The organism is Paraplanobispora siamensis (assembly GCF_016863175.1).
Taxonomy (GTDB): domain Bacteria; phylum Actinomycetota; class Actinomycetes; order Streptosporangiales; family Streptosporangiaceae; genus Planobispora; species Planobispora siamensis.
In genome coordinates, this window is the sequence record NZ_BOOJ01000025.1 from 101,501 (window position 1) to 125,225 (window position 23,725).

The following is a 23,725-nucleotide window of genomic DNA, read 5'->3' on the forward strand; positions in this document are numbered from 1 at the left end:
CCTCTCCGCCAGAGTAAAGGAGAAGCTAGATCAAAGGCCCTGGTCACTCACAATTGGAGCCTCGACTACGGCACCGGCTGCCGGTCAGCCAGCCGAGCTTCCGGGCGAGCCGTCTGACGCCGCCGGTGACCGTGGCGACATGGGCGGAGTCGCCGGTCCCGTGCCACAGAGCGTCACGGCCGCCTTCAGTGAAGGCGGGGCGCGGGCCGGTGGAAACAGTCGATCTCAGCAAGCCTCATCACAGTTCGCGATCACCGCCGTACGGGGTGCTTGAAGGCGACCCCGGATTGGCGGTATGAGGTAAGGGAAAGCTAAGTTAGGGACGCCTAACCGATCGCCGGGGACTTCCGACGTCTCCCGATTCCCTGCCCGCCGCCGGGAGCCCGCCCGCGCCCGCCGGTCCCCGGCCGCCCCGCCGCGGGCCGACCCCCACAACGGAGGAGACCAACATGGCCGACCTCAGCCGCCGCCGGTTGCTGACCGGCGCGGGCCTGGCGGTGGGCGCCGGTGCCGCCGCCGGCGCGGGTCTGGTACGGCTCGCGCAGTCCGAACCCGTGCAGGCCGCCGTCCCCGGCGGGCCGATCCCCTTCCACGGCGCCCACCAGGCCGGCATCGCCACGCCGGTCCAGGACCGCCTCCACTTCGCCTCCTTCGACCTCGGCGTCGACGATCCGAAGAAGGTGGCGGAGCTGATGCGCCGGTGGACGGCCGCGGCCGAGCGGATGACCGCCGGGCAGGAGGTCGGCACCGGGGCCACCGGCGCGGAGCTGGCCCCGCCGGACGACACCGGTGAGGCCCTCGACCTGCCCGCCTCCCGGCTGACGCTGACGGTCGGCTTCGGCCCCTCCTTCTTCGAGAAGCTGAAGCTGCCCGCGCCGGACCGGCTCAAGGAGCTGCCGCGCTTCCCGGCCGACAAGCTCGACCCGGCCCGCAGCGGCGGCGACGTCTGCGTGCAGGCGTGCGCGGACGACCCCCAGGTCGCCGTGCACGCCGTACGGAACCTGGCGCGGATCGCCTTCGGCTCGGCGTCGGTGCGCTGGTCGCAGCTCGGCTTCGGCAAGACCTCCTCCACCACGCCGGAGGCGCAGACCCCGCGCAACCTGATGGGCTTCAAGGACGGCACCCGCAACATCGCCGGCAGCGACCGGGCCGCGCTGGACGCCCACGTCTGGGTGGGCCAGGAGGGGCCCGAGTGGCTGCGCGGCGGGTCCTACCTGGTGGCCCGGCGGATCAGGATGCACATCGAGACCTGGGACCGGACCTCCCTGAAGGAGCAGGAGGACATCTTCGGCCGCACCAAGCGGGAGGGCGCGCCGTACGGCGCCGCCCGCGAGCACGACCCGGTGCGGCTGGACAGGCTCCCCGCCGACGCCCACGTGCGGCTGGCCCATCCCGACTCGCTCGGCGGGGTGACGATCCTGCGCCGGGGCTACTCCTTCACCGACGGCAGCGACAACCTGGGACGGCTGGAGGCCGGGCTGTTCTTCCTGGCCTACCAGCGGGATCCGGAGAAGGGGTTCATCCCGATCCAGCGCGCGCTGGCGGCCAGGGATCCGCTCAACGAGTACATCCAGCACGTCGGCTCGGGCATCTGGGCGTGCCCCGGCGGGGTGAGTCAGGGGTCGTTCTGGGGCGAGGCACTGTTTTCTTAGCCGATACCGGCGCAGACTGGACGGATGGAGGCGCGGCCGGCCGTAGACGACGCCGCGCTCGGGCGCGAGGCATGGTCCGTGCTCGACGCGAACCGCACGGGGTCCGCCACCGTGCCCGCACCCGGTCTCTATCCCCACCAGTGGAGCTGGGACTCCACCTTCATCGCGATCGGGATGGCCCGCCTGGACACCCGCCGGGCGGGCGCCGAGCTGCTCAGCCTGCTGGCCGGGCAGTGGCGCACGGGCATGGTGCCGCACATCGTCTTCCACCCGGCCCACGCCGAGGCCTACTTCCCCGGGCCGTCCGTCTGGCGCTCCCAGGAGCATCCCGCGGCGCCCGTGGCTGTGCTCACCTCCGGGCTGACCCAGCCGCCCATGCACGCCCTGGCGGTGTGGCAGATGTGGCGGCACGCGGTGGACCGCGACGTGGCCGCGGCCCTGGTACGGCGGACCTACCCGATGCTGGTGGCCCAGCACGGCTATCTCGCCGGGACCAGGGACCTGGGCGGGGCCGGGCTGGCCGCGATCGTGCACCCGTGGGAGTCGGGGATGGACGACAGTCCCGCCTGGGACGACCCGCTGGAGGCGCTGCCCGCGGTCCGCTACTCCTACCGGCGCGAGGAACTGCCCGAACGCCATCCCGACAGCCACCACGACCGCTACGTCTGGCTGGCGCTGCGCTACAGGGACTCCGGCTACGACGGGACCTACCTGCGCCTGGAGCACCCCTTCGCGATCGAGGACCCGATGTTCAACGGGATCTGGCTGGCCTCCTGCCAGGCCCTCGCCGAGCTGGCGCCGGTGGCCGGGGACGATCCGCGGCCGCACGTCGAGACCGCCGGGCGCATCCGCGCGGCGATGGTGGACCGGCTGTGGGCCGACGGGCTGTTCCACGCCCGCGACCTGCACCGCGACCGGCTGATCCCGATCCGCACGGTCGGCGGCTTCGGCCCGATGCTCGACCCGGGGCTGTCCCCGGCGCTGGTGGACACGCTGATGGACACCCTGGAGTCGCCCCGGTTCATGGGCGCCGCCGGATATCCGGTGCCGAGCTGCGAGATCCGGGCCCCGCAGTTCGACCGCTCGCGCTACTGGCGGGGGCCGTCGTGGGTGAACACCAACTGGCTGCTGCGCCACGCGGCCGCCGTACACGGCCGGACGGAGCTGGTCCGGCAGCTCGGCACCGCCACCCTCCGGCTGGTCCGCCAGTCGGGCTTCCGCGAGTGCTTCGACCCCTTCGACGGCAGCGGCCGGGGCGGGCGGGACTTCTCCTGGTCGGCCGCGCTCACCCTCGACCTGCTCGCCGATCCGGTGGAGGAGTGAGGGGGCGGCGGCCGTACGGATACCGTGAGGGCATGAGGCTCTTCAACCGCACGCCCGCCGAAGTGCGCGCCGCCGTCGATCCGGCCGACCGGGTGCTGGCCCACGCCGAGGGACCCGACGGCCGGGTGATCGCCACGGATCGCGCGCTCTATCTGTCCGGCACCAGGCTGCCGTGGTACCAGGTGGATCGCGGTGTGTGGGACGAGGAGGGGCTGACGGTCCTGACGACGGACGGCCGGGAGCACCGGGCGCGGCTGCCCGAGCCGGGACGGGTGCCCGAGGTCGTGCGGGAGCGGGTGGTCGCCTCGATCGTGGTCAGCCAGTACGTCCCGCTGGACGTGCGCGGGGGAGTGCGGCTGGTGGCCAGGCGGGCCGAGGACGACCGGATGATCTGGGAGTTCGTCTTCGACGCGGGGCTCGACCCGCAGGATCCGGGCCTTCGGGCCCTGGCCGAGCAGGCGCTGGAGGGAGTCCGCCGCAGCTTCGGCATCTGACGGCAACCGGGGGCGGGCGACGGTACGGCCGCCCGCATCCGCCGTCCGGAGACGCCGGGTGCGGGCGGCCGTACCCCTGCTCAGTGCAGCAGGGCCGTGCTCAGTACGGCGAGGCCGTCTTGACCTCGTCCGGCCAGCCGGTGCCGGTCTCATCCTGCGAACGGCCGTTGGGCAGGTGGGCGCTCACCTGTTCCTTGGCCATCGTGGTCACTCTGGAGACCTGCGCGCCCACGAGGCCGGCGGCCTCCTGGACGGCGGGATTGTCGGTCACCCTCTGGGTGACCCGCTTGATCTGCTCGTAACGCTCCCGACCGGCCCGGCTACCGAGCACGTAACCTACGGCCACTCCTACGCCGAACACCAACCGATAACGCATATCCACCTCCACAGGCATGCTCAGCCGGGACCCTACCCACGGATCACGATCCCTCTCCGCCCTACCCGGAGCCGCCGATGCGACACCTACCCCCAGAGTGCGCTAATCTATTCATGCGCCGCAGGGAGCGGGGAGAAACCCCCGGTCAAGGCGGTGCGACGCACGATCCCGTGTAGCTCAATCGGCAGAGCAGCCGGCTGTTAACCGGCAGGTTATAGGTTCGAGTCCTATCGCGGGAGCAGAGGAGAAGAGCCCCAGAAGCAATGCTTCTGGGGCTCTTGGCGTCTCATGTCCATGTTTGGCAGACAAATTTATGGTGAATCACACAAAATGATGGACACCGCACACTGCGTTGTCGCGTTCACGTCGGGAAACGTGTTCGCGGAATCGCGGAATGCGGGTGCCGCGGACAACAGCGATCGCAGCGGGTGAAGGGGCCGTTGCGGCAAGGGCACCGCACCGCCCGGAACGGTCGTCGTGCCCGTGAGCCACGCATAGGTGGTTGTGTTCAGTGCTGACCTGGCGGAGGTCCCGGCGGAGCGCGCCGGAGCTGGTCCACGGTGTCCAAGGTCTCCACGACGGAGTCCCAGAGCGTCCGGCCCCGCATGTCGATCTCGCGGAGGCCGAAGAGTTCCTGACGTTGTTCCACGCCGAGAACCCGTCGGCGGGACCGGTCAAACCACGCCTGCGGGAGGTGAGGGCCGAGATAAACAGGACGGGGACCTACACCCACACGCCCGGTGAGCTGGTCTTCGGCGCCCGGGTGGCCTGGCGCAACAGCGGCAGGTGCATCGGCAGGCTCTACTGGCGGTCCCTGCGCGTACGCGACCTCAGGCACATCGACACCCCCGAGGGGGTCGCGGCGGAGTGCGTCAACCACCTGCGGGACGCGGCGCCCGCGCGCCGCATCCGCCCGACGATCACGGTGTTCGCCCCCGACCGGCCCGGTGAGCCCGGCCCGAGGATCTGGAACGAGCAGCTCATCCGGTACGCCGGGTACGAGATGGACGACGGATCGATCGTCGGCGACCCCCGCTACGCCGAGTTCACCACCGTGCTGCGCAAGCTCGGCTGGGCGGGCGGCCCCGGCACGCCGTTCGACGTCCTCCCGCTGGTGGTCTCGATGGGCGACGGGCCGCCGCTGGTGACGCCCGTCCCCCCGGACGCCGTGCTGGAGGTGCCGCTGTCGCACCCGTCCTACCCCTGGTTCGAGCAGCTCGGGCTGCGCTGGCACGCCGTACCGGCGATCTCGAACATGTGCCTGGAGATCGGCGGGATCTGCTACCGCGCGGCGCCGTTCAACGGCTGGTACATGGGCACCGAGATCGGCGCGCGCAACCTGGCCGACGCCGACCGCTACAACCTGGTGCCCGTCGTCGCCCGGGCCCTGGGCCTGGACACCAGCACCGACCGCTCGCTCTGGCGCGACCACGCCCTGGTGGAGATCAACGTGGCGGTGCTCCACTCGTTCGAGCGGGCGGGGGTGACCATGACCGACCACCACACCGAGTCCCGGCGCTTCCTGACCCACGTGGACCGCGAGGAACGGGCCGGCCGGGTCTGCCCGGCCGACTGGAGCTGGATCGTTCCCCCCATCTCGGCCGCGGCCACCCCCGTCTTCCACCGTTACTACGACGACGAGCAGCTGTCGCCCAACTACGTCCACCACCCGGACTCGCTGGAGCGGGGCCTCGGACGCTCCTGTGACCTGTCGCCTGGAGAGGAAAGGGTGTAGAACGTTATTCTGTAGCGTGAGGGAAGGGGCGTACATGCTGGATCTGGTGCTGTCATCGCTCGACCAGGGCGTGCTGACGTTGACGCTCAACCGTCCGGACCGGCTCAACGCCTGGACCGAGGCGATGGGACGGCGGTACTTCGACCAGCTGGCGGAGGCGGAGGAGAACCCGGAGGTCCGGGTGATCGTCGTCACCGGCGCGGGGCGGGGCTTCTGCGCCGGGGCCGACTTCCAGACGCTCAACGCCATCCAGGACGGCTCGTACGAGAGCGAGCCCGACAAGCGCCCCCACTCCTTCCCGACCACCGTCGGCAAGCCGGTCATCGCCGCGGTCAACGGCGCCTGCGCCGGGCTCGGCATGGTCCACGCCCTCTACTGCGATCTGATCTTCACCGCGGCGGAGGCGAAGTGGACCACCGCCTTCGCCCGCCGCGGCCTGATCGCCGAGTACGGCCTGTCCTGGGTCCTGCCCCGGCTGATCGGTCAGGGCAGGGCCATGGACCTGCTGCTGTCCGGCCGGACCTTCACCGGGGACGAGGCGTTCGCCCTCGGCCTGGCCGCCCGGTCGGTGCCCGGCGAGAGCCTGATGGAGGAGACCCTCGCCTACGCCCGCGAGCTGGCCGTCCACAGCTCCCCGTCCTCGATGGCGGTGATGAAGCGCCAGATCTGGGGTGACTGGAACACCACCCTGGAGTCGGCGGAGTCCGCCGCCTCCCGGCTGATGCTGGAGTCCTTCGCCCGCCCCGACTTCGCCGAGGGCGTCGCCAGCTTCCTCGAGCGCCGCCCCCCGCAGTTCCCCCCGCTTTGACGCCGAGCCCGTTCAGGCGGCGGGCTCGAGGTCGTCCTGGGGATCGAACTGGGTCCGGTACAGCTCCTCGTAGCGGCCTCCGGCGGCGAGGAGCTCGGCGTGCGTGCCGCGCTCGACGATCCGACCGTCCTCGACCACCAGGATGAGGTCCGCGGCGACGACCGTGGAGAGCCGGTGGGCGATCACCACCGCCGTCTGCCCGGCCAGCGCCTCGTCCAGCGCCGCCTGCACCGCCGCCTCGGAGGTGGAGTCCAGGTGTGCGGTGGCCTCGTCCAGGATCACCACCCGGGGACGGGCCAGCAGCAGCCGCGCGATCGTCAGCCGCTGGCGCTCGCCGCCCGACAGCCGGTAGCCCCGCTCGCCCACCACGGTGTCCAAGCCGTCGGGCAGCGCGGCGACGAGGTCGGCGAGCCGGGCGCGGCGCAGCGCCTCCCACAGCTCGCCCTCCTCCGCCTCCGGCCGCGCCAGCAGCAGGTTCTCGCGGATCGACTCGTGGAACAGATGACCGTCCTGCGTCACCATGCCGACCGTCTCGCGGATCGACTCGGCCGACAGCTCCCGCACGTCCACCCCCGCCAGCCGTACGGCGCCGCCCTCGACGTCGTACAGGCGCGGCAGCAGCTGCGCGATCGTCGACTTCCCGGCGCCCGAGGACCCCACCAGGGCCACCATCCGCCCCGGCTCGGCCCGGAACGAGACGCCGTGCAGGACCTCGGCGCCACCCCGCGTGTCGAGGGTCGCCACCTCCTCCAGCGACGCGAGCGAGACCTTGTCCGCCGAGGGGTATCCGAAGCGCACGTCCTCGAACTCCACCGACACCGGCCCGTCGGGCACCCGCCGGGCGTCCGGCCGGTCGGCGATCATGGGCGTGAGGTCGAGTACCTCGAAGACCCGGTCGAAACTCACCAGCGCGCTCATCACGTCCACGCGCGCCCCGGCCAGCGCGGTCAGCGGCGCGTACAGGCGGGTGAGCAGCAGCGCGAGCGCGACGACGGAGCCCGGGTCCAGCTGCCCGCGCAGGGCGTAGAAGCCGCCCAGGCCGTACACCAGCGCCAGGGCCAGCGCCGAGACCAGAGTCAGCGCGGTGACGAACGACGACTGCACCATCGCCGTGCGCACCCCGATGTCCCGCACCCGCCTGGCCCGCGCGGCGAACTCCGCCGACTCCCGGGCCGGCCGGCCGAAGAGCTTGACGAGCATCGCGCCGGGCGCGGAGAACCGCTCCGTCATCTGGGTGCCCATCGCGGCGTTGTGGTCGGCCGCCTCGTGCCTCAGGCGCGCCAGCCGCGCCCCCATCCGCCGTGCGGGCAGTACGAACACCGGGAGCAGCACCAGCGCGAGCAGGGTGATCTGCCAGGAGAGATTGATCATGACCACCAGGGTGAGCGCGAGCGTCACCAGGTTGCCCGCCACGGTGGACAGGGTGTCGGTGAAGGCCCGCTGCGCGCCGATGACGTCGTTGTTCAACCGGCTGACCAGCGCGCCGGTCCGGGTCCGGGTGAAGAAGGCCACCGGCATGCGCTGCACGTGGTCGTAGACGGCGGTGCGCAGGTCGAGGATCAGGCCCTCGCCGATGCCCGCCGACAGCCACCGCGTCAGCAGCCCGAGCCCGGCCTCCGCCACCGCGATGACCGCGATGAGCGCCGCGAGCCCGGTCACCACGCCCACGTCCGCGCCCCCGACGATCGCCCCTACGGCCTGGCCCGCGAGCACCGGCGTGGCCACCGTCAGGGTCGCCGTCACGACGCTGAGCACCAGGAAGAACGTCAGGCGCCGCCGGTGCGGCCGGGCGAAGGAGCCGATCCGGCGCAGCGTGGCCATCGAGACCGGTCTCCGATCGTTCTGGGCGTTCATGGTCCGGTACAACATGTTCCAGGCGGTCACCTCCATGCTCATCGCGCACCACCCGTCAGGCGTCCGGGGCACGGGGCGGCGTGCCGTCCGTTCATGGGAAGTCCCTCATGTGTCCTCATGGAGAGGACCCTAGAACCTCAAGCATTGTTGAGGTCAACCGCGTCCGGTGGGGGTACGGCTGACCTGCGGCTCGCCGAATGGATCGCTCCAAGCTTAGAGAGCGCTCTCTTAAATCCGACTTAAAGCATTGACTTGGATTGACTGAGGCGACACAGTTGCCACACCCGGTCTCCACGCTGCAGCGCTTTCCGACCGTCTCCCTCGTTCCCAGGAGAGAGGCCCCGCATGAGCCGCCCCCCAACCAGAAATCGCTCTCTTGCTTGGATGTCGGTCATCCTCGCCGTGCTGATGCTGCCGATGACCGCCCTCGCCGCCCACGCCGCCGTCCCGCCGACCCCCGCGGGCTGGTCGCTGGTCTGGAGCGACGACTTCAACGGCAGCGCCGGATCGCTGCCCTCCTCCAACAACTGGATCATCGACACCGGCCACAACTACCCCGGCGGCCCCGCCAACTGGGGCACCGGTGAGATCCAGCGCTACACCGACAGCCCGTCCAACCTCAGCCTCGACGGCGGCGGAAACCTCCGCATCACCCCGCTGAAGAACGGCAACGAGTGGACCTCGGCCCGCATCGAGACCCGCCGTTCGGACTTCAAGCCCGCGGCCGGCCGCATCCTGCGCATCGAGGGCCGCATCCAGATGCCCAACGTCACCGGCAACGCCGCGCTGGGCTACTGGCCCGCCTTCTGGGCGCTCGGCGCGCCGTACCGCGGCAACTACCAGAACTGGCCCGCCATCGGCGAGTTCGACATCATGGAGAACGTCAACGGGATCAACTCCGTCTGGGGCGTGCTCCACTGCGGTGTGAACCCCGGCGGCCCCTGCAACGAGGCCACCGGTCTGGGCGCCAGCCGGGCCTGCCCCGGATCGTCCTGCCAGTCGGCCTTCCACACCTACCGCTTCGAGTGGGACCGCAGCGTCACCCCCAACCAGCTGCGCTGGTACGTCGACGGCCAGCTGTTCCACAGTCTCAGCCAGTCCCGGTTCGACGCCACGACCTGGAACAACATGACCGGCCACCAGGGCTACTTCCTGCTGCTCAACGTGGCCATGGGCGGTGCGTTCCCCAACGCGCTGGGCGGCCAGACCCCGACCGCCGCCACCGTCTCCGGTCGGCCGATGCTCGTCGACTACGTGGCCGTCTGGCAGAGCGGCTCCAGCCCCAGCCCCAGTCCCACTCCCACGGTCACCCCCACAGGCAACCCCGGCGGAGTGGACGCCCGCTCGACCATCCAGGCCGAGCGCTACCAGGCGCAGTCGGGCACCATGGTGCAGGCCACCACGGACACCGGCGGCGGGCAGAACGTCGGCGCCATCGCCAACGGAGACTGGCTGCGCTTCGACAACGTGCGCTTCGGCACCACCGCGGCCACCCAGTTCAGGGCGCGCGTCGCCTCCGGGGCTCCGGCCGGGGTCAGCGGACTGGTCCAGGTGCGCCTGGACAGCCCGACGGCCGCCCCGATCGGCGACTTCGCCGTCGGGAACACGGGCGGCTGGCAGAGCTGGCGTACGATCCCCGCCAACATCAGGGGGGTGACCGGGACCCACACGGTCTACATCACCTTCAGCAGCGGCCAGCCGGCCGACTTCGTCAACCTCAACTGGTTCACCTTCGGAACCTGAGCCCCGCGGGGGGTTCCGGTACGGCTCCCGCACCCCACCGCGGGAGCCGTACCGTCCGCAGGATCTTGGCAGGCTCGGGGCTCAGCTGACCCGGGCCAGCCAGCCGGGGCTGGCGGCGAAGGGCTCGGCGCGGGTGGCCACGGCCTGCAGGAGGTGCTCGGCGGCGGCACGGGCCGAGGAGACGACGTGCGGGGGATAGGCGTAGCGGACCTGGTGCTCCTCGAACTCGTCCTCGTCGTCGAGGAAGACCCGGCCGTCACGCAGGCGGATCACGTCGAGGTCCAGGTCGACCATGGTGACCTCCCCGTCGCGCCACTCGGGCACGGTGGTGATGTCGCAGTAGATCTCGGTCTTGTCCGGCTGGGCGTTGAAGACGGCCGTCCACCACTGGTCGCGGGGGAAGAGGATCACGAACGCCTGGGGCCACACGACCGGGGGCTCGTGCCCCCGGCTGCCGCTGGAGCCGGGCACGCAGCCGGTCCAGACTCCGTGCTCGTCCTCGCCGAGGAGCAGGGCGCGGTGGTGCCAGTGCAGGGAGCCGTCGTACTTCCGGTAGACCACGTTCACGCTTTCGAAGGGCATGCCCCGACCCTAGGAGTTCCCGCCGGTCCGGAGCCTCCGATTATTCGCTCGCGCGGGCTCGCGGGGCGTGCATATCCTGGCCGCATGACTGCCCAGGTGATGATGACCCGCTGACGCGGGTCCGTCATGCCAAGGCCCCGACACCATGGGGCCCCACCTGGCCGCGGAGCCCCGTTCCCGGAGGTTCCGATGACCCGGCTCCTGCTGAGCACCACGATTCCCTACGTCAACGGCCGTCCCCACCTCGGCTTCGCCCTGGAACTGGTCCAGGCCGACGTCCTGGCCCGGCACCACCGGCTGCGCGGCGACGAGGTCCGCCTGCAGACCGGGACCGACGACAACTCGCTGAAGAACGTGCAGGCGGCCGACGCCGCGGGCGTCGCCGTAGGCGATCTCGTCGACCGCAACGCCGCGGAGTTCGCCCGGCTGGCCGGGCCGCTCTCGCTGCGCTTCGACGACTTCCTGCGCACCAGCGCCGACCCCCGCCACCGGGCCGGGGTCGAGCGGTTCTGGCGGGCCTGCGCGCACGATCTCTACCGCAAGCACTACGAGGGCCTGTACTGCGTCGGCTGCGAGCACTTCTACCAGCCCGGCGAGCGATGTCCCGAGCACGAGGCCCCGCTCCAGCGCGTGTCGGAGGAGAACTGGTTCTTCCGCCTGTCCCGCCACCAGGAGCGGCTGTACGACCTGATCGCGGGCGGGCGCATCCGGATCGAGCCCGCCGAGCGCCGCAACGAGGTCCTCGCCTTCGTCGCGGGCGGGCTGACCGACTTCAGCGTCTCCCGGTCGAGGGCCAGGGCGCGCGGCTGGGGCATCCCGGTCCCGGGCGACCCCGACCAGGTGATCTACGTCTGGTGGGACGCGCTCGGCTACTACCTGACCGCCCTGGAGTACGGGACCGGCGGGCACGACCGCTGGTGGGGGCGGGCCGACCGGCGGGTGCACCTGCTCGGCAAGAGCGTGCTGCGCTTCCACGCGGTCTACTGGCCGGCGATGCTGCTGTCGGCCCGGGAGGCGCTGCCGACCGACATCCTGGTCCACGACCACCTCACCGTGAACGGCCGCAAGATCAGCAAGTCCGGCGGACCGGCTGTGGACCCGCTCGGCCTGGTCGCGGAGTACGGGGTGGACGCGGTCCGGTGGTGGCTCCTGCGCGACGTGCCGCGGGTCGGGGACGCCGACTTCACCGTGGAGCGCCTCATCGCCCGGCACGACGACGAACTGGCCAACGGGCTGGGCAACCTCGTCAGCCGGGTGGCGGGGCTGGTCCACCGCTACCGGGACGGGGTCGTGCCCGCCGTACGGGCCTCGGAGCCGGACTCGGACCGGGTCTCGGAGCCGGACTCGGACCGGGCCTCGGAGCTGGAGGAGGTACGGCGGCGCGCCCCGGGCGCGGTGGCCGAGGCCCTGGACGCCTTCGACTTCCGCCGGGCCACCGGCGCGGTGTACGAGGTGGTCGAGGCGGCCAACCGCTACGTGAGCCGGACCAGGCCGTGGCAGCTCGCCCGCGAGGACTCCGCCCGCCTCGACCCGGTCCTCGGCACGCTGGTGGAGACCTGCCGCGAGGTGGCCGGTCTGCTCACGCCGTTCCTGCCCGACGCCGCGGCCCGCATCGCCGCCCGGTGCGCGGGCCCGGGTGAGCGCCTGCCCGCCCCGGCTCCGGTCTTCCCACGGCTGGGAGGTGCGGCATAGCCGGGACGGGCGGGAGAGGTGTTCCGGTCAGTCCTGGTAGGTGGCGTTGTAGAGCTTCCACAGGTCCTCGGGCGTGAGCTCCAGGCCGCTGTCGTCGGCCGCGGCCTGGACGACGCGGGAGAAACCGGCCCGCCGCTCCTCGGGCAGCTCCAGCCCGTAGTGCTCGCGGAGCAGGTAGGCCACGCCGCCCTTGCCCGACTGGCTGTTGACCCGGATCACCGCCTCGTAGGTACGGCCCACGTCGGCGGGGTCGATCGGCAGGTACGGCACGGACCAGTGGGCGTCCTCGCCCGCGCGGACCAGGCCCTTGCCGATGGCGTCCTGGTGGGTGCCGGAGAAGGCGGTGTAGACGAGCTCGCCACCGTACGGATGGCGGGGATGGACCGGCAGCCGGATGCACTCCTCCACGGTGCGGCGGACCCGGTCGATGTCGGAGAAGTCGAGCATCGGGTCCACACCCTGGGAGTACAGGTTCAGGGCGAGGGTGACCAGGTCGACGTTGCCGGTGCGCTCGCCGTTGCCGAACAGGCAGCCCTCCACCCGCTGGGCGCCTGCGAGCATGGCCAGCTCGGCGCAGGCCACCCCGGTCCCGCGGTCGTTGTGCGGGTGGACCGAGAGCACGACGGACCCGCGCCGCTCCAGATGGTGGTGCATGTACTCGATCTGGTCGGCGTAGACGTTCGGGGAACCGATCTCCACGGTGGCGGGCAGGTTATGGATCACCGGCCGGTCGGGGGAGGCGTCCCAGAGCTCGGTGAGGCCGTTGCAGATCTCCAGCGCGAAGTCCGGCTCGGTCATGTTGAACACCTCCGGCGAGAACTCGAACCGGGTGCCCTCACCCGCCAGCCGGGCCATGCGCGCGGCGGCCTGCCTGACCATGGCGTGCACCTCCGCCCGCCCCCGGCCGAGGACCACCTCGCGCCAGACCGGGGCGGTCGGGGTGTAGAGGTGGACGATCGTCTTCGGCAGGCCCTCGATGGCGGCGAAGGTCTGGTCGATCAGGTCGTCCCGGGCGCCGGTGAGCACCGAGACGGTCACGTCGTCGGGCACCGCGCCGGTGGCGGCCAGGTGCCGGACGAAATCGAAGTCGGTACGGCTCGCCGCGGGGAAACCGGCCACGATCTCCTTGAACCCCAGCTCGACCAGCAGGTCGAACATGCGGCGCTTGCGCGGGGTGTCCATCGGCTCGGCCAGCGCCTGGTTTCCGTCGCGCAGGTCCTCGGAGACCCAGAGCGGGGCCTGCGTGAGCCTGCGGGCCGGCCAGGTGCGGTCGGTCAGAGCGATCTCGACCCGCTCGTGGGCGGGCAAGTACTTCCGGTACGGCATGCCGCTGGGGCGTTGCGGATTCACCGGCGTGTCCATCAGGGCTGTCCTTTCGGCGGTCGGAGGGAGGGACCGGCAGCACGGCACCCGCGGCGGGGCGCCGGTCGGATCAGACCCCGCCGCGGCAGCCGAGAAGACCGCGGAGTGACATGGCGGTATGCTAAGCACACCTCAGCTCCTCAGACAACCTGAGAGGTAGAAAATGGCGCTAGGCGCTCTCCGTCCCAGCTCGCTGGTCGACCAGGCCGCCCGCCGCCTGCGCGAGCAGATCACCTCGGGGGAGTGGCCGGTCGGCACCAAGCTGCCCGGCGAGACGACCCTGGCCAAGACCCTCGGCGTGGGCCGCTCCACCGTGCGCGAGGCCGTCCGCGCCCTGGCGGGTGCGGGGCTGGTGCAGGCCAGGCAGGGCTCGGGAGTCTTCGTCGTCGCCACCGAGCCCGTGGAGGACTGGCCCGCCCGGCTCCGCCGCGCCGCCGTCGTCCACGTCTACGAGGTGCGCACGCTCGTCGAGGTGCAGGCCGCCCGCCTGGCCGCGGAACGCAGGACCGAGGCCGACGTCGCCGCCCTCCACGAGGCGCTGGCCGCCCGCCGCACCGCCGCCGCGGGCGACGACGCCGCCTTCGTCGACGCCGACATCGCCCTGCACGCCGCGGTCGTGGCGGCCGCGCACAACCCCGTGCTCACCGACCTGTTCGCAGAGTTCGTCCCCGCCCTCCGGCAGGGACTGATCGACCTGGTGGACCTGCTCGGCCTGCGGCACCACGACGGCAATCCCGGCGACGACAGCCATGCCGCCCTGGTCGGGGCCGTGGAGAAGGGAGACGCCGAGGCGGCCTGCCGTACCCTTCAGGACGAACTGGACCACACCCTGGCGCTCCTGCGCGAGGCGGCGCGGAACGCCGGGGCGTGAGCCGGAGCGGGCGGTGGTAGCCGGAACCGGCCTGAGGTGTGGGCCCAGGCGGCGCGCTCCGGCCGCCGGTGACCTGGACGGCCGGGACCTCAGGTGAGGCGGCGGGCGCTGAGGGCCGGTGATCGCAGTGGCTGGCGTCTCGGGTGAGGCGGGTGCTGAGGGCCGGTGACCTGAGCGGCCGGGACCTCAGGCCAGGCGGCGGGCTCCGGCGGCCGGGGTCGCCGGATAGATCTCCGGAGCGGCCCAGCCGCGCTCGGCGTAGGCCGACGTCACCGCCTGCCGTACGGACTCCACCTTGTCGTCGGCGACCAGCGCGATGGCCGAGCCGCCGAACCCGCCCCCGGTCATCCGCGCGCCCCTGGCGCCGCCGCGGACGGCCGACTCCACGGCCACGTCCAGTTCCGCGCACGACACCTCGAACTGGTCGCGCAGCGACAGGTGGGAGGCGTTCAGCAACGCCCCGATCTCCCGGACGGCTCCGGCGCGCAGCAGTCCGATGAGCGCCTCCACCCGGTGGTTCTCGGTCACCACGTGCTGCACGCGCTTGCGCTCGTCCCCGGTCAGCTTCGCCAGCGCCCCCGCCAGATCGGTGACGTCGCGCAGCGCGTCCACGCCCAGGCGCTTGGCGGCGTTCTCGCAGTCCTCGCGCCGCCTGGCGTACTGTCCGTCGGCGAGTTCGTGATGGACCCCGGTGTTGATGATCAACAGCTGGAGGCCCTCCGCCGCCAGGTCGAAGGGAATGGCCCTGCCCGCCAGGCTCCGGCAGTCCAGGAACAGGGCCTTGCCCTCCTCGCCCAGCGCCGACGCCGCCTGGTCCATGATCCCGCACGGCATCCCGACGAAGTCGTTCTCCGCCTTCTGGGCCAGCAGCGCGATCTCCATCTTGGCGAGGCCCAGGCCGTACAGCTCGTTGAGGGCGGTGCCGACCACCACCTCCAGCGCGGCGCTCGACGACAGCCCCGCCCCCTGCGGCACGTCCCCGTCGACCACGATGTCCGCCCCCCGCACCGGATGCCCGGCCGCCCGCAGCGCCCAGACCACCCCCACGACGTACCGGGACCAGCCCTCGGCGCGGTCGAGATCGTCTACGGTCACCGGCTCGCCGGCCTGGAGCGAGCGCACCCGCACGACCCCGTCCTCCCGCCGCGAGACCGCCGCGGTGACCCCCCACGGCACGGCGAACGGCAGCACGAACCCGTCGTTGTAGTCCGTGTGCTCCCCGATCAGGTTCACCCGCCCGGGCGCGTGCCACACCCCCGGCGGCTCGGCCCCGAACGACTCACGGAAAGCGTCAACAACGCGCATGATCCAACACTCCTCAACATCGTCTCCCCGTACCATAGCGACCCCCGCACCCCCCGCCACCGGGCGAAGGTCACATCTTGGCCCCGTCCGCCCGCCGGATGTGCGAACGGGGCGCACCTTTGGTTGAATGCGTCGGTACGGCTTGCGCGAGGGGCGGTAGCTCAGCCGGTTAGAGCAGGGGACTCATAATCCCTGGGTCGCGGGTTCGAGTCCCGCCCGCCCTACCCTCCACGGCCTCGACAAGAGTGCCTCCGACCTGGGTATTCGTCTTCTGGTGATCTTTCGTCGTGTCCGACGATGTACGGCTGTCGTCGGACCGCTGCGACTTTCTCTTCCCGATGCCTTCCCACGGGATCATGCCTTTTCCGGCGCCTTGGAGATCCGACGTCGGGTGGCCTCGTCCTGATCTACGATGCGCTTGGCATAGATCCGTAGGAGAGCGTCCACGCTGCGGCCGGCCCACTGGGCAACTCTGCGGCGCGGAGACCCCGGAGTTGCGTCAGGTCGACACAGGTGTGTTGTGAGTCGTAGACCTACCATCGGAAATCTCAAGTGTGATTGTGAAATAGTAGGTCGGTAAGTGTCCTCCCCACGCCCGTGGGGGTGAGCCGTCGGGTTACACGCTGTACGGTGTGCTCCCGCCGTCCTCCCCACGCTCGTGGGGGTGAGCCGGCCACCATCAGCCGCCAGTACTACGACTCGAGCTCGAGTCGCCGCTTGGGTCCGCGAACAGCCATCAACACGCCCATCATGATCAGGTGTGTTGCGACAAACACTAGAACCCGCGGAACCGTGAGGGGTCAGCTTTGGGGGCCCGTTGACACAAGGGGACGGCCTGCAAAACCTCGCTCCGGGACGCTCGCCGGCCCATTATGACCAGCGACAAGAGGCGCTTGCCGTACTCGATGACCTCAGCGCCGACGACCTTTCCGGCCTCTGCCACGGCGACGCCTCCACCGGAAACCTTCTGCTGGCCGCCGACGACCGCATGCTGATGATCGATCCTCGCGGAATGCGCGGCGAGGCCACCTATGACGTGGCGGTCGTCGCGCTCAAGGCCACCCGATGGCTGCCGGCGGTGGACACCGTGGCGATCCTGGCGGACATGGTGGGAGTCGACCGGGAGCGAGTCCAGGCCTGGATCACTGTTGCCGATGCCGCCCGGGTGTAGCCATCCGGCGGACGCAACGGGTGGGCGAGCGTCGCGAACTGCTCAGGCGCGCCGATCTCCAGAGCATCCTCAGGAGGCGGCAAGCAGGAAGGCCGATCACGCATACCGAAGGCGTCTAAACGTCTTTGACGTTTTCATGAGGGCAGTGCTCTACTGCCTGCCGTGACGACTGTGACGAATCTTCAGCCTGCCCCTGTGATCGACGAGACAGCCCGACTGCTGACCGAGCACTACGTTTTTCCCGAGATCGCCGGGCAGCTCGCCGACCTGCTGAAACGACGCCTCGCCGAGGGCGCTTACGACGTCGACGGGGCCGAGGAACTCGCCCGTCTGGTCACCGCGGACCTGCAGTCCGTCAACGAGGACAAACACCTGAGACTCAAGCACCACGCCGACCCGGTGTCCCCCGAGCAGGGCGCGGCGACCCTGGAGTCCATCCGCCGAGACTTCGACACCTCGCTGGGCGGTGCGCCCCGGGTGGAGCTGCTCGACGGAGGAGTCGCCGTGGTGGAGCTGGCGCCGATGCTGTTTCCGCTGCCGTGGGCCGCCGAACCGCTGAGCGCCGCGCTCACCTTGGCCTCCCGCGCCCGGGCGCTGATCGTGGACCTTCGCAACAACCGGGGCGGCGACCCGGACACCGTCGCCTTCGTCTGCAGTTACCTGCTGGACGAGCGCACCCACCTCAACACCATGTACTGGCGCAGCGGCGAGCGCCGCGAGCAGTCCTGGAGCCTGCCGCATGTTCCCGGCGCGCGTTTCGGCGGCAGCAAACCGTTGTACGTGCTGTCCAGTGCCAGCACTTTCTCCGCCGCTGAGGAACTGGCCTACGACCTGCAGCAGCTCGGCCGCGCCGTCATCGTCGGCGAGCCCACCCGCGGCGGCGCACACCCGTGCAAGGGCTGGACGGTGCACCCCCACCTGGAAGCCACCGTCCCCACCGGCCGCGCCATCAACCCCGTCTCCGGCACGAACTGGGAGGGCACCGGTGTGCAGCCGGACGTCCCGTGCGCAGCCGCGGGATCCCTCGACCAGGCACACGCACTCGCCCTCGCCCGACTGGCAGGCTGAGGCAGTCGGGTTCATCGGCAGCGTGGTATCGAACGTCGTTCGCGATCAAGGCGATTGGAGCTCCGGGCCTGGTACCGGACCGCGCTGAGGCCGGTACCGGGCTCATGCTTCAAACCAGGCACCCCTCGGATTCTAGTGTTTGTCGCAACACACCTGATCATGATGGACGTGGGGAGGACAGGCACACACGCACCAGATCGGATCTGAGCAGCGGCTCACCCCACGGGCGTGGGGAGGACGGTGGGGACACGCGAGGCGACGTATTCGGCGACGGCTCACCCCCACGCGGGGAGGGGCCGAGTTGCCTCAGAGACAAGAGGTCTTCCGGTTTGTGCAGACATAGATCACTTCTCGTCGAGCGCCGCGGCAATGCGGCGTCGAGCCGTCTCGTCTTGGCCGACGACGAGCAAGGGGACGGTCTCCAAGACCTCGCTCCGGGACGCTCGCCAGCACATCGCCGTCGAGTGGTTCCGGTACCTCGGCGGAAGCGTGGTGTCCGCCCGTCGCCTGCGGGCATATCGCCGGGCATGAAGGCGGTCATCGCGTGAATCTGCGGACGGCTGGACATCCTGCGGCCCGGCGGGTGAACCGGCCGGGTCAGCCGGTGCCGGCGCGGACCTGGTCGAGGTAGTTGTAGGCCGTGACGCGGGAGACGCCGAGGCGCCGGGCCACCCGGTCCACGGCGCGCTTGACGAAGAACGCGCCCTTCTGGTCGAGGAACCGGAGGACCTCGATCTTGTGCTCGCGCTCCATGAGGGCCACGGTTCTGCCGGTGTTGGCGATGGCGGTCTCGATCAGGTTGTCCAGGACCTCGCTGATGTCGCCGGCGAAGACCTCGTTACGGTCGGGGGCGTTCTCGTTGCTCCTGAGCACCTCGTCGAGGCTGGCCCTGGCGGCCTGGAGCGGAGTCATGTCGACGTTGACGCACAGGGCGGCGATCACCCGGCCGTCGGGGTCGCGGAGGTAGACCGAGGAGGAGCGGAGCTCGCGGCCGTCGGAGGTGCGCCCGCGGTAGCCGTACTCGTCATGGTCCTCGGCCTCCTTCCTGCGCATCTCCAGGCCCAGGTTGGTGGAGGGGCCGCCCACGACGCGCCCGGTCACGTGCCCGTTCTCGATCGCGGCGATGGTGCGGTCCATACCCTCGCGCGAGAGGTCGTGCAGGACGACCTCGCAGTGCGGCCCGACGGCGGCCGCGACGGCTTTCATGATCGGCCGCAGGATCGGTTCGAGATCGCCGACCTCTCGGGCGAGAGAGGTCCCGGGCACGCGACGGGTGGACATGGCGCTCCTTCTCGAACCGGTGGCTGGTGGCCAGCTTCTCAGATTCACGACCCGTCCACCGCCACACCCCGTACCTTTAGAGAAATTCTGTTTAGCATATTGACGAGTTGTCAACGCAGTGACCACACTGGGCCAGCCACACGAGGAGGAAAGAACCATGAGACTCCTGAGAAGCCTGAAGTGGGCGGCCGCAGGCGTGGCCGCACTGACCCTCGCGGCGTGCGCGCCATCCACCGCCCCCTCGCAGACCGGTGGGGACGACAAGACCGGCACCCTGCGGGTGTGGCTCTTCGACGAGCCGAACCGCGTCCCCAAGGAGAAGGTCGTCAACGAGGCGGTCAAGGAGTTCACCGCCGCCAACCCGGACGTGAAGGTCGAGATCGCCTACATCCCGACCTCCCCGGCCCGGCACGAGAAGTTCAAGGGCGCGTTCAACGATCCCGCCAGCGCGCCCGACGTCGCCGAATACGGCAACACCGACCTCGCCGAGTACGCCGCCGCCGGCGGGTTCGCCGACCTCGGCCCCGACGTCGCCTCCTGGTCCGAGGGCAAGGACATCGGCGCCGACCTGCTGAAGTCGGCCACCGTCGACGACAAGCTGTACGGCGTGCCGTGGTACATCGGCATCCGCGCGCTCTACTACCGCACCGACGTCTTCGACGAACTCGGCCTCAAAGCCCCCGGCACGCTGGAGGAACTGGCCGCCACCGCCCGCGCCGTCCGCAAGAAGAAGCCCGACATGTACGGCATCGCGGTCGGCGGCGAGTACACCTTCGGCGCGCTCCCCTTCATCTGGGACGCGGGCGGAGACATAGACAAGCTCGACAGTCCCGAGTCCCGCAAGGGCGTCGAGGCCTACACCGACCTGCTCAGCGACGACGTCTGCCCGCCGCAGGCGTGCGCCGCGCTGACCGGCGGCAAGACCGTCGAGCTGTTCGCGAGCGGCAAGGCCGCCATGGGCATCCTGGGCAACTTCAGCCGCTCCGCGGTGGATGCGGGGCCCGCCGCGGGCAAGTACGCCGTGGTGCCGCTGCCGGGATCCACCGCGGGCTCACCCGCCCCGGCGTTCGCCGGCGGCAACAACCTCGGCGTGATGAACAGCAGCCGGCACCGAACGCTCGCCCTGAAATTCGTCCAGCTCCTGGCGGGCAAGACCTACCAGGTCAAGATGTACGAGGCGATGGGCAACCTGCCAACCCTCACCTCGGCCAGACAGGAACTGGCCGCCAAGGACCCCTTCCTCAAGCCGTTCCTCGACACGGTCGCCGCCGGGACCCGTTTCGTGCCCGTCCACCCGGCCTGGGTGAAGATCGACAACCAGAAGGTCATCCCGACCATGCTGCAGAAGGTCGCCACCGGCCAGGCCACGGTCGAGAAGGCGACCGGCGAGGCCGCCGCCGCGGTGAAGGCCGCCTTCGAGCGGTGATGTCCACGCGAACGGCGACGACGGCCGCGCGCCCCGCCGCGGGCCCGGACCTACCGGCCCGCCGGGCGCGCTCCCGCTCCCCGCGGGGACCGCGGCCGTGGCTCTACCTGCTCCCGGCGGCCGCGGTGCTGGTGCCGCTGTTCGGCTACCCGCTCTACATGCTGGGCCTGCTGTCGGTGTTCGACTATCGGCAGGCCCAGGTCAGCGGTGGGGAGCCGACGACCTTCATCGGCCTGGCCAATTACGCGGCGCTCCTGGACGACGGGCGATTCTGGGCGATCCTCGCCCAGACGGTGGTGTTCGCGGCGGCGCTCGTGCTCGCCACGCTGGCCGTCGGCGCGACCCTGGCGATGGTGCTGACCCGGGCGGGGCGGGTGCCACGCCTGCTGTTGTCGCTGGCCGCCATGGCGGCGTGGGCCGCACCCGCGATGACCGGTTCCACGGTGTGGATGTTCCTGTTCGACACCGATCTCGGTCTGGTCAACCAGGTACTGGGCATCGAGGGCTTCAACTGGTTCTACGACAAGTGGACCGCGTTCGGGGTGGTGGGCGCCACCGTCGTGTGGCACTCCTTCCCGTTCGTCATGGTGACCCTGTACGCGGGGATCCAGGCGATCCCCGCCTCGGTCCTGGAGGCCGCCGCGCTGGACGGGGCGTCGGCCTGGCAGTCGTTCCGGCGGGTGCTGGTGCCGATGCTGCGTCCGCTGATCACGATTGTGGTCGTCCAGTCGATCATCTGGGACTTCAAGATCTTCACCCAGATCTACGTGATGACCAACGGCGGGGGCATCGCGGGCCAGAACTCCGTGCTCAACGTGTACGCCTACCAGACCGCCTTCGGTTCCTCCGAGTACGGCCTCGGCTCGGCGATCGGCGTGGTCATGACGCTGATCCTGCTCGTGGTCACCCTGTTCTACATCCGCGCCCTGTACCGGAAGGGGGAGCCCCTGTGAGCAGGTCCCGGCTCGTGGCGAACGCGGTGGCGGTGACCGCCGCCGTCGTGACGCTCTTCCCGATCTACTGGATGGTGCTGTCCGCGCTGAAGCCCGCCGGTGAGATCCACTCGCTCCAGGTCCGCCCGTGGACCCTGGCCCCCACCCTGGAGCACTTCCGGCGGGTGCTCGGCGGAGAGGACTTCGGCAGGTACCTCCTCAACAGCCTCATCGTCGCGCTGTCGGTGGTCGCGCTGTCCGCGGTGGTGGCGTTCCTGGCGGCCGTCGCGGTGACCCGGTTCCGCTTCCGCTTCCGCACCAGCGTGCTGATCATGTTCCTGGTGGCCCAGATGGTCCCGGTCGAGGCGCTGACCATCCCGCTGTTCTTCCTGATCCGCGACGTCGGCCAAGTGGCGCCCTGGGCGGGGCTCAACACGTTGGGCTCGCTCGTCCTCGTGCACCTGGCCTTCTCGCTGCCGTTCGCGATCTGGATGATGCGGGGCTTCGTGGCGGCGGTTCCCGAGGCGATCGAGGAGGCGGCGATGATCGACGGCGCGAGCCGTCCGACGATCCTGTGGCGGATCCTCTTCCCGCTGGTCGCCCCCGGCCTGGTCGCGACCAGCGTGTTCTCCTTCATCACCGCCTGGAACGACTTCATCTTCGCCCGGACGTTCATCATCTCGGCCGCTCAGAACCAGACCCTGCCGGCGGCCCTGCTGGTCTTCTTCAAGCCAGACGAGAACGACTGGGGCGGAATCATGGCAGCCTCGACGCTGATGACCCTCCCGGTACTGGTCTTCTTCATCGCCGTGCAGCGGCGGCTGGTCACCGGGCTGGGCGGTGCGGTGAAGGACTGACGCGATCCCGTGAGATCGGACTGCCGGCTGTCTCCTGCTCCCGGGCGCACAGGCAGAGTCTGGCCAGGGCGAGGGCGGGCGTGGTGAGGCCGATTCCCAGGTACACCGGGGCCAGGTGCACGAAGCTCATATAACCGATGATCAGGTGCACGATGACGGCGGGCAGGAACCCGGCGGCCGCGGCCAGGGCCAGTGACCACCAGACCCACGACTCGCCGCGGCGCCAGCCCCACAGGCTGGCGCCGGGTGACCACCAGCGCGGCGGCCATGAGGGCGCCGTCGCAGCCGTTCGGGCCCTTCCGGGCGGACCCGTCCCCGGGGCGGCAGGCCGGCGCCGGGTGGCTATCAGGAACATCGGAAACAGCACCACCGTGACCGCGGTGTGCGCTCTTCCGCTGTCCGGCTGTCAACGGTCGTCGTCGGTCTCTGACGGTTGGTCGTGCCGAATACGTGCCGGAGTTCCGACAGACTCGCGCTGCCTGGTCCGGCTCCGCTGCTGCCCACGCCGCACCACCGCGATCGTCCAGGTCATCCTCGTCCTGCAGCTCATCGAAGAGGACCGCTACTCAGGATGAAAACGCTCAGATGGGCTCACCGGTGATGAGGCTGAATACCTCTTCCTCGCGTGCAGAGGGTGATCCGCAGCTCGGTGCAGATGCCGGCGACGGTGAGCTTCTCAGCCTTGGACATGAGGGGACTGTGCCGGTTTTGCATCTGTTCAACGAGGTCAGAGCCCTCGGCTATGTGGGCAGCTTCAACCTTCTCTACCGCTACATCACTACATCACCCAAGGGCGAGCCGAAGCTGACCGGCTGCCTGTCTCACCTCGTCGCCCGGCCCGGCTCCTGCCCACCCGGCCCAGCGATCTCACCGATGAGCACCGGCGCCTGCTTGGCGACCTGATCGCCGCCTGTCCCGAGATGATCGATCTGGTCGGGCTCGTCCGCGACTTCGCGGGCCTACCGCGGCCCCGCGAAGACAACGCCAATCGTCTGGAGGCGTGGATGGCCATCGCCCACGCCGCTGAGCCGCCGTACGTGCACGCCTTCATCCTCGGCCTCGACCAGGACCACGACGCCGTGCGTGCGGCCGTCACCCTGCCCTTCCGGGACGTGATGCGCGGCGGCCTGCGTGAACGCCGGTGCGGCGCTAATAATCAGCCGTGGTTTATATAAGCAAGAGCCGGTATAGTC

The 23,725-nt window shown here is 70.6% G+C and carries 22 protein-coding genes, 2 tRNA genes and 1 pseudogene; 18 read left to right on the plus strand and 7 right to left on the minus strand.

All coding sequences use genetic code 11. The features are described 5' to 3' along the window. Positions 1-449 precede the first annotated feature (449 nt). Genes efeB through Psi01_RS14130 form a run of 3 tightly spaced genes read left to right on the plus strand, consistent with a single transcriptional unit; the run spans position 450 to position 3,469 of the window. Positions 450-1,652: an iron uptake transporter deferrochelatase/peroxidase subunit gene (gene efeB / locus Psi01_RS14120; RefSeq protein WP_204064448.1), complete on the plus strand. Its 1,203-nt coding sequence runs from the start codon at positions 450-452 to the stop codon at positions 1,650-1,652. A 24-nt stretch (positions 1,653-1,676) separates the two neighbouring features. After that, complete coding sequence (locus Psi01_RS14125) at positions 1,677-2,975, plus strand: MGH1-like glycoside hydrolase domain-containing protein (protein ID WP_204064449.1); 1,299 nt, start codon at positions 1,677-1,679, stop codon at positions 2,973-2,975. 32 nt (positions 2,976-3,007) lie between these two features. Further along, positions 3,008-3,469 carry a hypothetical protein gene (locus Psi01_RS14130; RefSeq protein ID WP_204064450.1) on the plus strand — a complete coding sequence of 154 codons (462 nt, stop codon included), beginning with the start codon at positions 3,008-3,010 and terminating at the stop codon, positions 3,467-3,469. 100 nt (positions 3,470-3,569) lie between these two features. Here Psi01_RS14130 and Psi01_RS14135 read toward each other — a convergent pair whose 3' ends face one another. Then, entirely contained in the window at positions 3,570-3,845 is a 276-nt protein-coding gene (locus tag Psi01_RS14135) for a YtxH domain-containing protein (RefSeq protein WP_204064451.1), read from the minus strand. Positions 3,846-4,011: 166 nt separating this feature from the next. Here Psi01_RS14135 and Psi01_RS14140 point away from each other — a divergent pair. The 3 genes from Psi01_RS14140 (at position 4,012) to Psi01_RS14150 (ending at position 6,388) form a co-directional block, all read left to right on the plus strand. Next, positions 4,012-4,084: transfer RNA gene (locus Psi01_RS14140), tRNA-Asn, on the plus strand. 311 nt (positions 4,085-4,395) lie between these two features. Beyond that, complete coding sequence (locus Psi01_RS14145; RefSeq protein WP_204064477.1) at positions 4,396-5,580, plus strand: nitric oxide synthase oxygenase; 1,185 nt, start codon at positions 4,396-4,398, stop codon at positions 5,578-5,580. A 34-nt stretch (positions 5,581-5,614) separates the two neighbouring features. Then, a complete protein-coding gene (locus Psi01_RS14150; protein ID WP_204064452.1) occupies positions 5,615-6,388 on the plus strand; it encodes an enoyl-CoA hydratase in 774 nt (257 codons plus the stop codon). A 12-nt stretch (positions 6,389-6,400) separates the two neighbouring features. Here Psi01_RS14150 and Psi01_RS14155 read toward each other — a convergent pair whose 3' ends face one another. Beyond that, a complete protein-coding gene (locus Psi01_RS14155) occupies positions 6,401-8,284 on the minus strand; it encodes an ABC transporter ATP-binding protein (RefSeq protein WP_204064453.1) in 1,884 nt (627 codons plus the stop codon). Between the two features lie 342 nt (positions 8,285-8,626). Between Psi01_RS14155 and Psi01_RS14160 the strand changes: the two genes are divergently transcribed. Beyond that, positions 8,627-9,985: a glycoside hydrolase family 16 protein gene (locus Psi01_RS14160; protein ID WP_204064454.1), complete on the plus strand. Its 1,359-nt coding sequence runs from the start codon at positions 8,627-8,629 to the stop codon at positions 9,983-9,985. Between the two features lie 81 nt (positions 9,986-10,066). On the opposite strand, the gene Psi01_RS14165 is transcribed toward Psi01_RS14160, so the two are convergent. Further along, positions 10,067-10,567, minus strand: a complete 501-nt coding sequence (locus Psi01_RS14165) for a DUF402 domain-containing protein (RefSeq protein ID WP_204064455.1) — start codon at positions 10,565-10,567, stop codon at positions 10,067-10,069. A 189-nt stretch (positions 10,568-10,756) separates the two neighbouring features. Between Psi01_RS14165 and Psi01_RS14170 the strand changes: the two genes are divergently transcribed. Further along, a complete protein-coding gene (locus tag Psi01_RS14170; protein WP_204064456.1) occupies positions 10,757-12,259 on the plus strand; it encodes a methionine--tRNA ligase in 1,503 nt (500 codons plus the stop codon). A gap of 27 nt (positions 12,260-12,286) precedes the next feature. Here the strand turns inward: Psi01_RS14170 and Psi01_RS14175 are convergent, their stop codons facing one another. Further along, positions 12,287-13,621, minus strand: a complete 1,335-nt coding sequence (locus Psi01_RS14175; RefSeq protein WP_239127642.1) for a 2-isopropylmalate synthase — start codon at positions 13,619-13,621, stop codon at positions 12,287-12,289. 163 nt (positions 13,622-13,784) lie between these two features. Between Psi01_RS14175 and Psi01_RS14180 the strand changes: the two genes are divergently transcribed. Next, a complete protein-coding gene (locus Psi01_RS14180) occupies positions 13,785-14,492 on the plus strand; it encodes a FadR/GntR family transcriptional regulator (RefSeq protein ID WP_204064457.1) in 708 nt (235 codons plus the stop codon). Between the two features lie 186 nt (positions 14,493-14,678). Here Psi01_RS14180 and galK read toward each other — a convergent pair whose 3' ends face one another. Further along, positions 14,679-15,797: a galactokinase gene (galK, locus tag Psi01_RS14185; RefSeq protein WP_204064458.1), complete on the minus strand. Its 1,119-nt coding sequence runs from the start codon at positions 15,795-15,797 to the stop codon at positions 14,679-14,681. Positions 15,798-15,947: 150 nt separating this feature from the next. Here galK and Psi01_RS14190 point away from each other — a divergent pair. From Psi01_RS14190 to Psi01_RS14200, 3 genes are all read left to right on the plus strand, one after another. Next, positions 15,948-16,021, plus strand: a tRNA-Ile gene (locus Psi01_RS14190). Between the two features lie 593 nt (positions 16,022-16,614). Then, positions 16,615-16,968, plus strand: a complete 354-nt coding sequence (locus Psi01_RS14195) for a phosphotransferase (protein ID WP_204064459.1) — start codon at positions 16,615-16,617, stop codon at positions 16,966-16,968. A 195-nt stretch (positions 16,969-17,163) separates the two neighbouring features. Next, a complete protein-coding gene (locus Psi01_RS14200; RefSeq protein ID WP_204064460.1) occupies positions 17,164-18,036 on the plus strand; it encodes a S41 family peptidase in 873 nt (290 codons plus the stop codon). A 597-nt stretch (positions 18,037-18,633) separates the two neighbouring features. On the opposite strand, the gene Psi01_RS14205 is transcribed toward Psi01_RS14200, so the two are convergent. After that, the gene (locus Psi01_RS14205) at positions 18,634-19,317 is read right to left on the minus strand and encodes a helix-turn-helix transcriptional regulator (RefSeq protein WP_204064461.1); all 684 of its coding nucleotides are present in this window, start codon (positions 19,315-19,317) and stop codon (positions 18,634-18,636) included. A 157-nt stretch (positions 19,318-19,474) separates the two neighbouring features. Here Psi01_RS14205 and Psi01_RS14210 point away from each other — a divergent pair, with 157 nt between their 5' ends. From Psi01_RS14210 to Psi01_RS14220, 3 genes are read left to right on the plus strand one after another with little or no spacing between them, the layout of a single operon-like run. Then, positions 19,475-20,743, plus strand: coding sequence for an extracellular solute-binding protein (locus Psi01_RS14210; RefSeq protein ID WP_204064462.1), 1,269 nt, complete (start codon positions 19,475-19,477; stop codon positions 20,741-20,743). Further along, entirely contained in the window at positions 20,743-21,696 is a 954-nt protein-coding gene (locus Psi01_RS14215) for a carbohydrate ABC transporter permease (protein ID WP_204064463.1), read from the plus strand. The genes Psi01_RS14210 and Psi01_RS14215 overlap by 1 nt, the downstream gene beginning before the upstream one ends. Further along, a complete protein-coding gene (locus Psi01_RS14220; protein WP_204064464.1) occupies positions 21,693-22,532 on the plus strand; it encodes a carbohydrate ABC transporter permease in 840 nt (279 codons plus the stop codon). Before Psi01_RS14215 ends, Psi01_RS14220 begins: the two co-directional genes overlap by 4 nt. Here the strand turns inward: Psi01_RS14220 and Psi01_RS14225 are convergent. Next, positions 22,501-22,887 carry a hypothetical protein gene (locus tag Psi01_RS14225; protein ID WP_204064465.1) on the minus strand — a complete coding sequence of 129 codons (387 nt, stop codon included), beginning with the start codon at positions 22,885-22,887 and terminating at the stop codon, positions 22,501-22,503. The genes Psi01_RS14220 and Psi01_RS14225 overlap by 32 nt on opposite strands. Positions 22,888-23,005: 118 nt before the next feature. Here Psi01_RS14225 and Psi01_RS43320 point away from each other — a divergent pair. From Psi01_RS43320 to Psi01_RS14235, 3 genes and pseudogenes are all read left to right on the plus strand, one after another. After that, positions 23,006-23,107 (plus strand): annotated as a pseudogene (locus Psi01_RS43320) (IS5/IS1182 family transposase); the annotation flags it as partial. A 10-nt stretch (positions 23,108-23,117) separates the two neighbouring features. After that, positions 23,118-23,435 (plus strand): hypothetical protein, encoded by a 318-nt coding sequence (locus Psi01_RS14230; RefSeq protein ID WP_204064466.1) that lies wholly within the window; start codon positions 23,118-23,120, stop codon positions 23,433-23,435. A gap of 17 nt (positions 23,436-23,452) precedes the next feature. Next, positions 23,453-23,707 (plus strand): hypothetical protein, encoded by a 255-nt coding sequence (locus Psi01_RS14235; RefSeq protein ID WP_204064467.1) that lies wholly within the window; start codon positions 23,453-23,455, stop codon positions 23,705-23,707. The last annotated feature ends 18 nt before the right edge of the window (positions 23,708-23,725 follow it).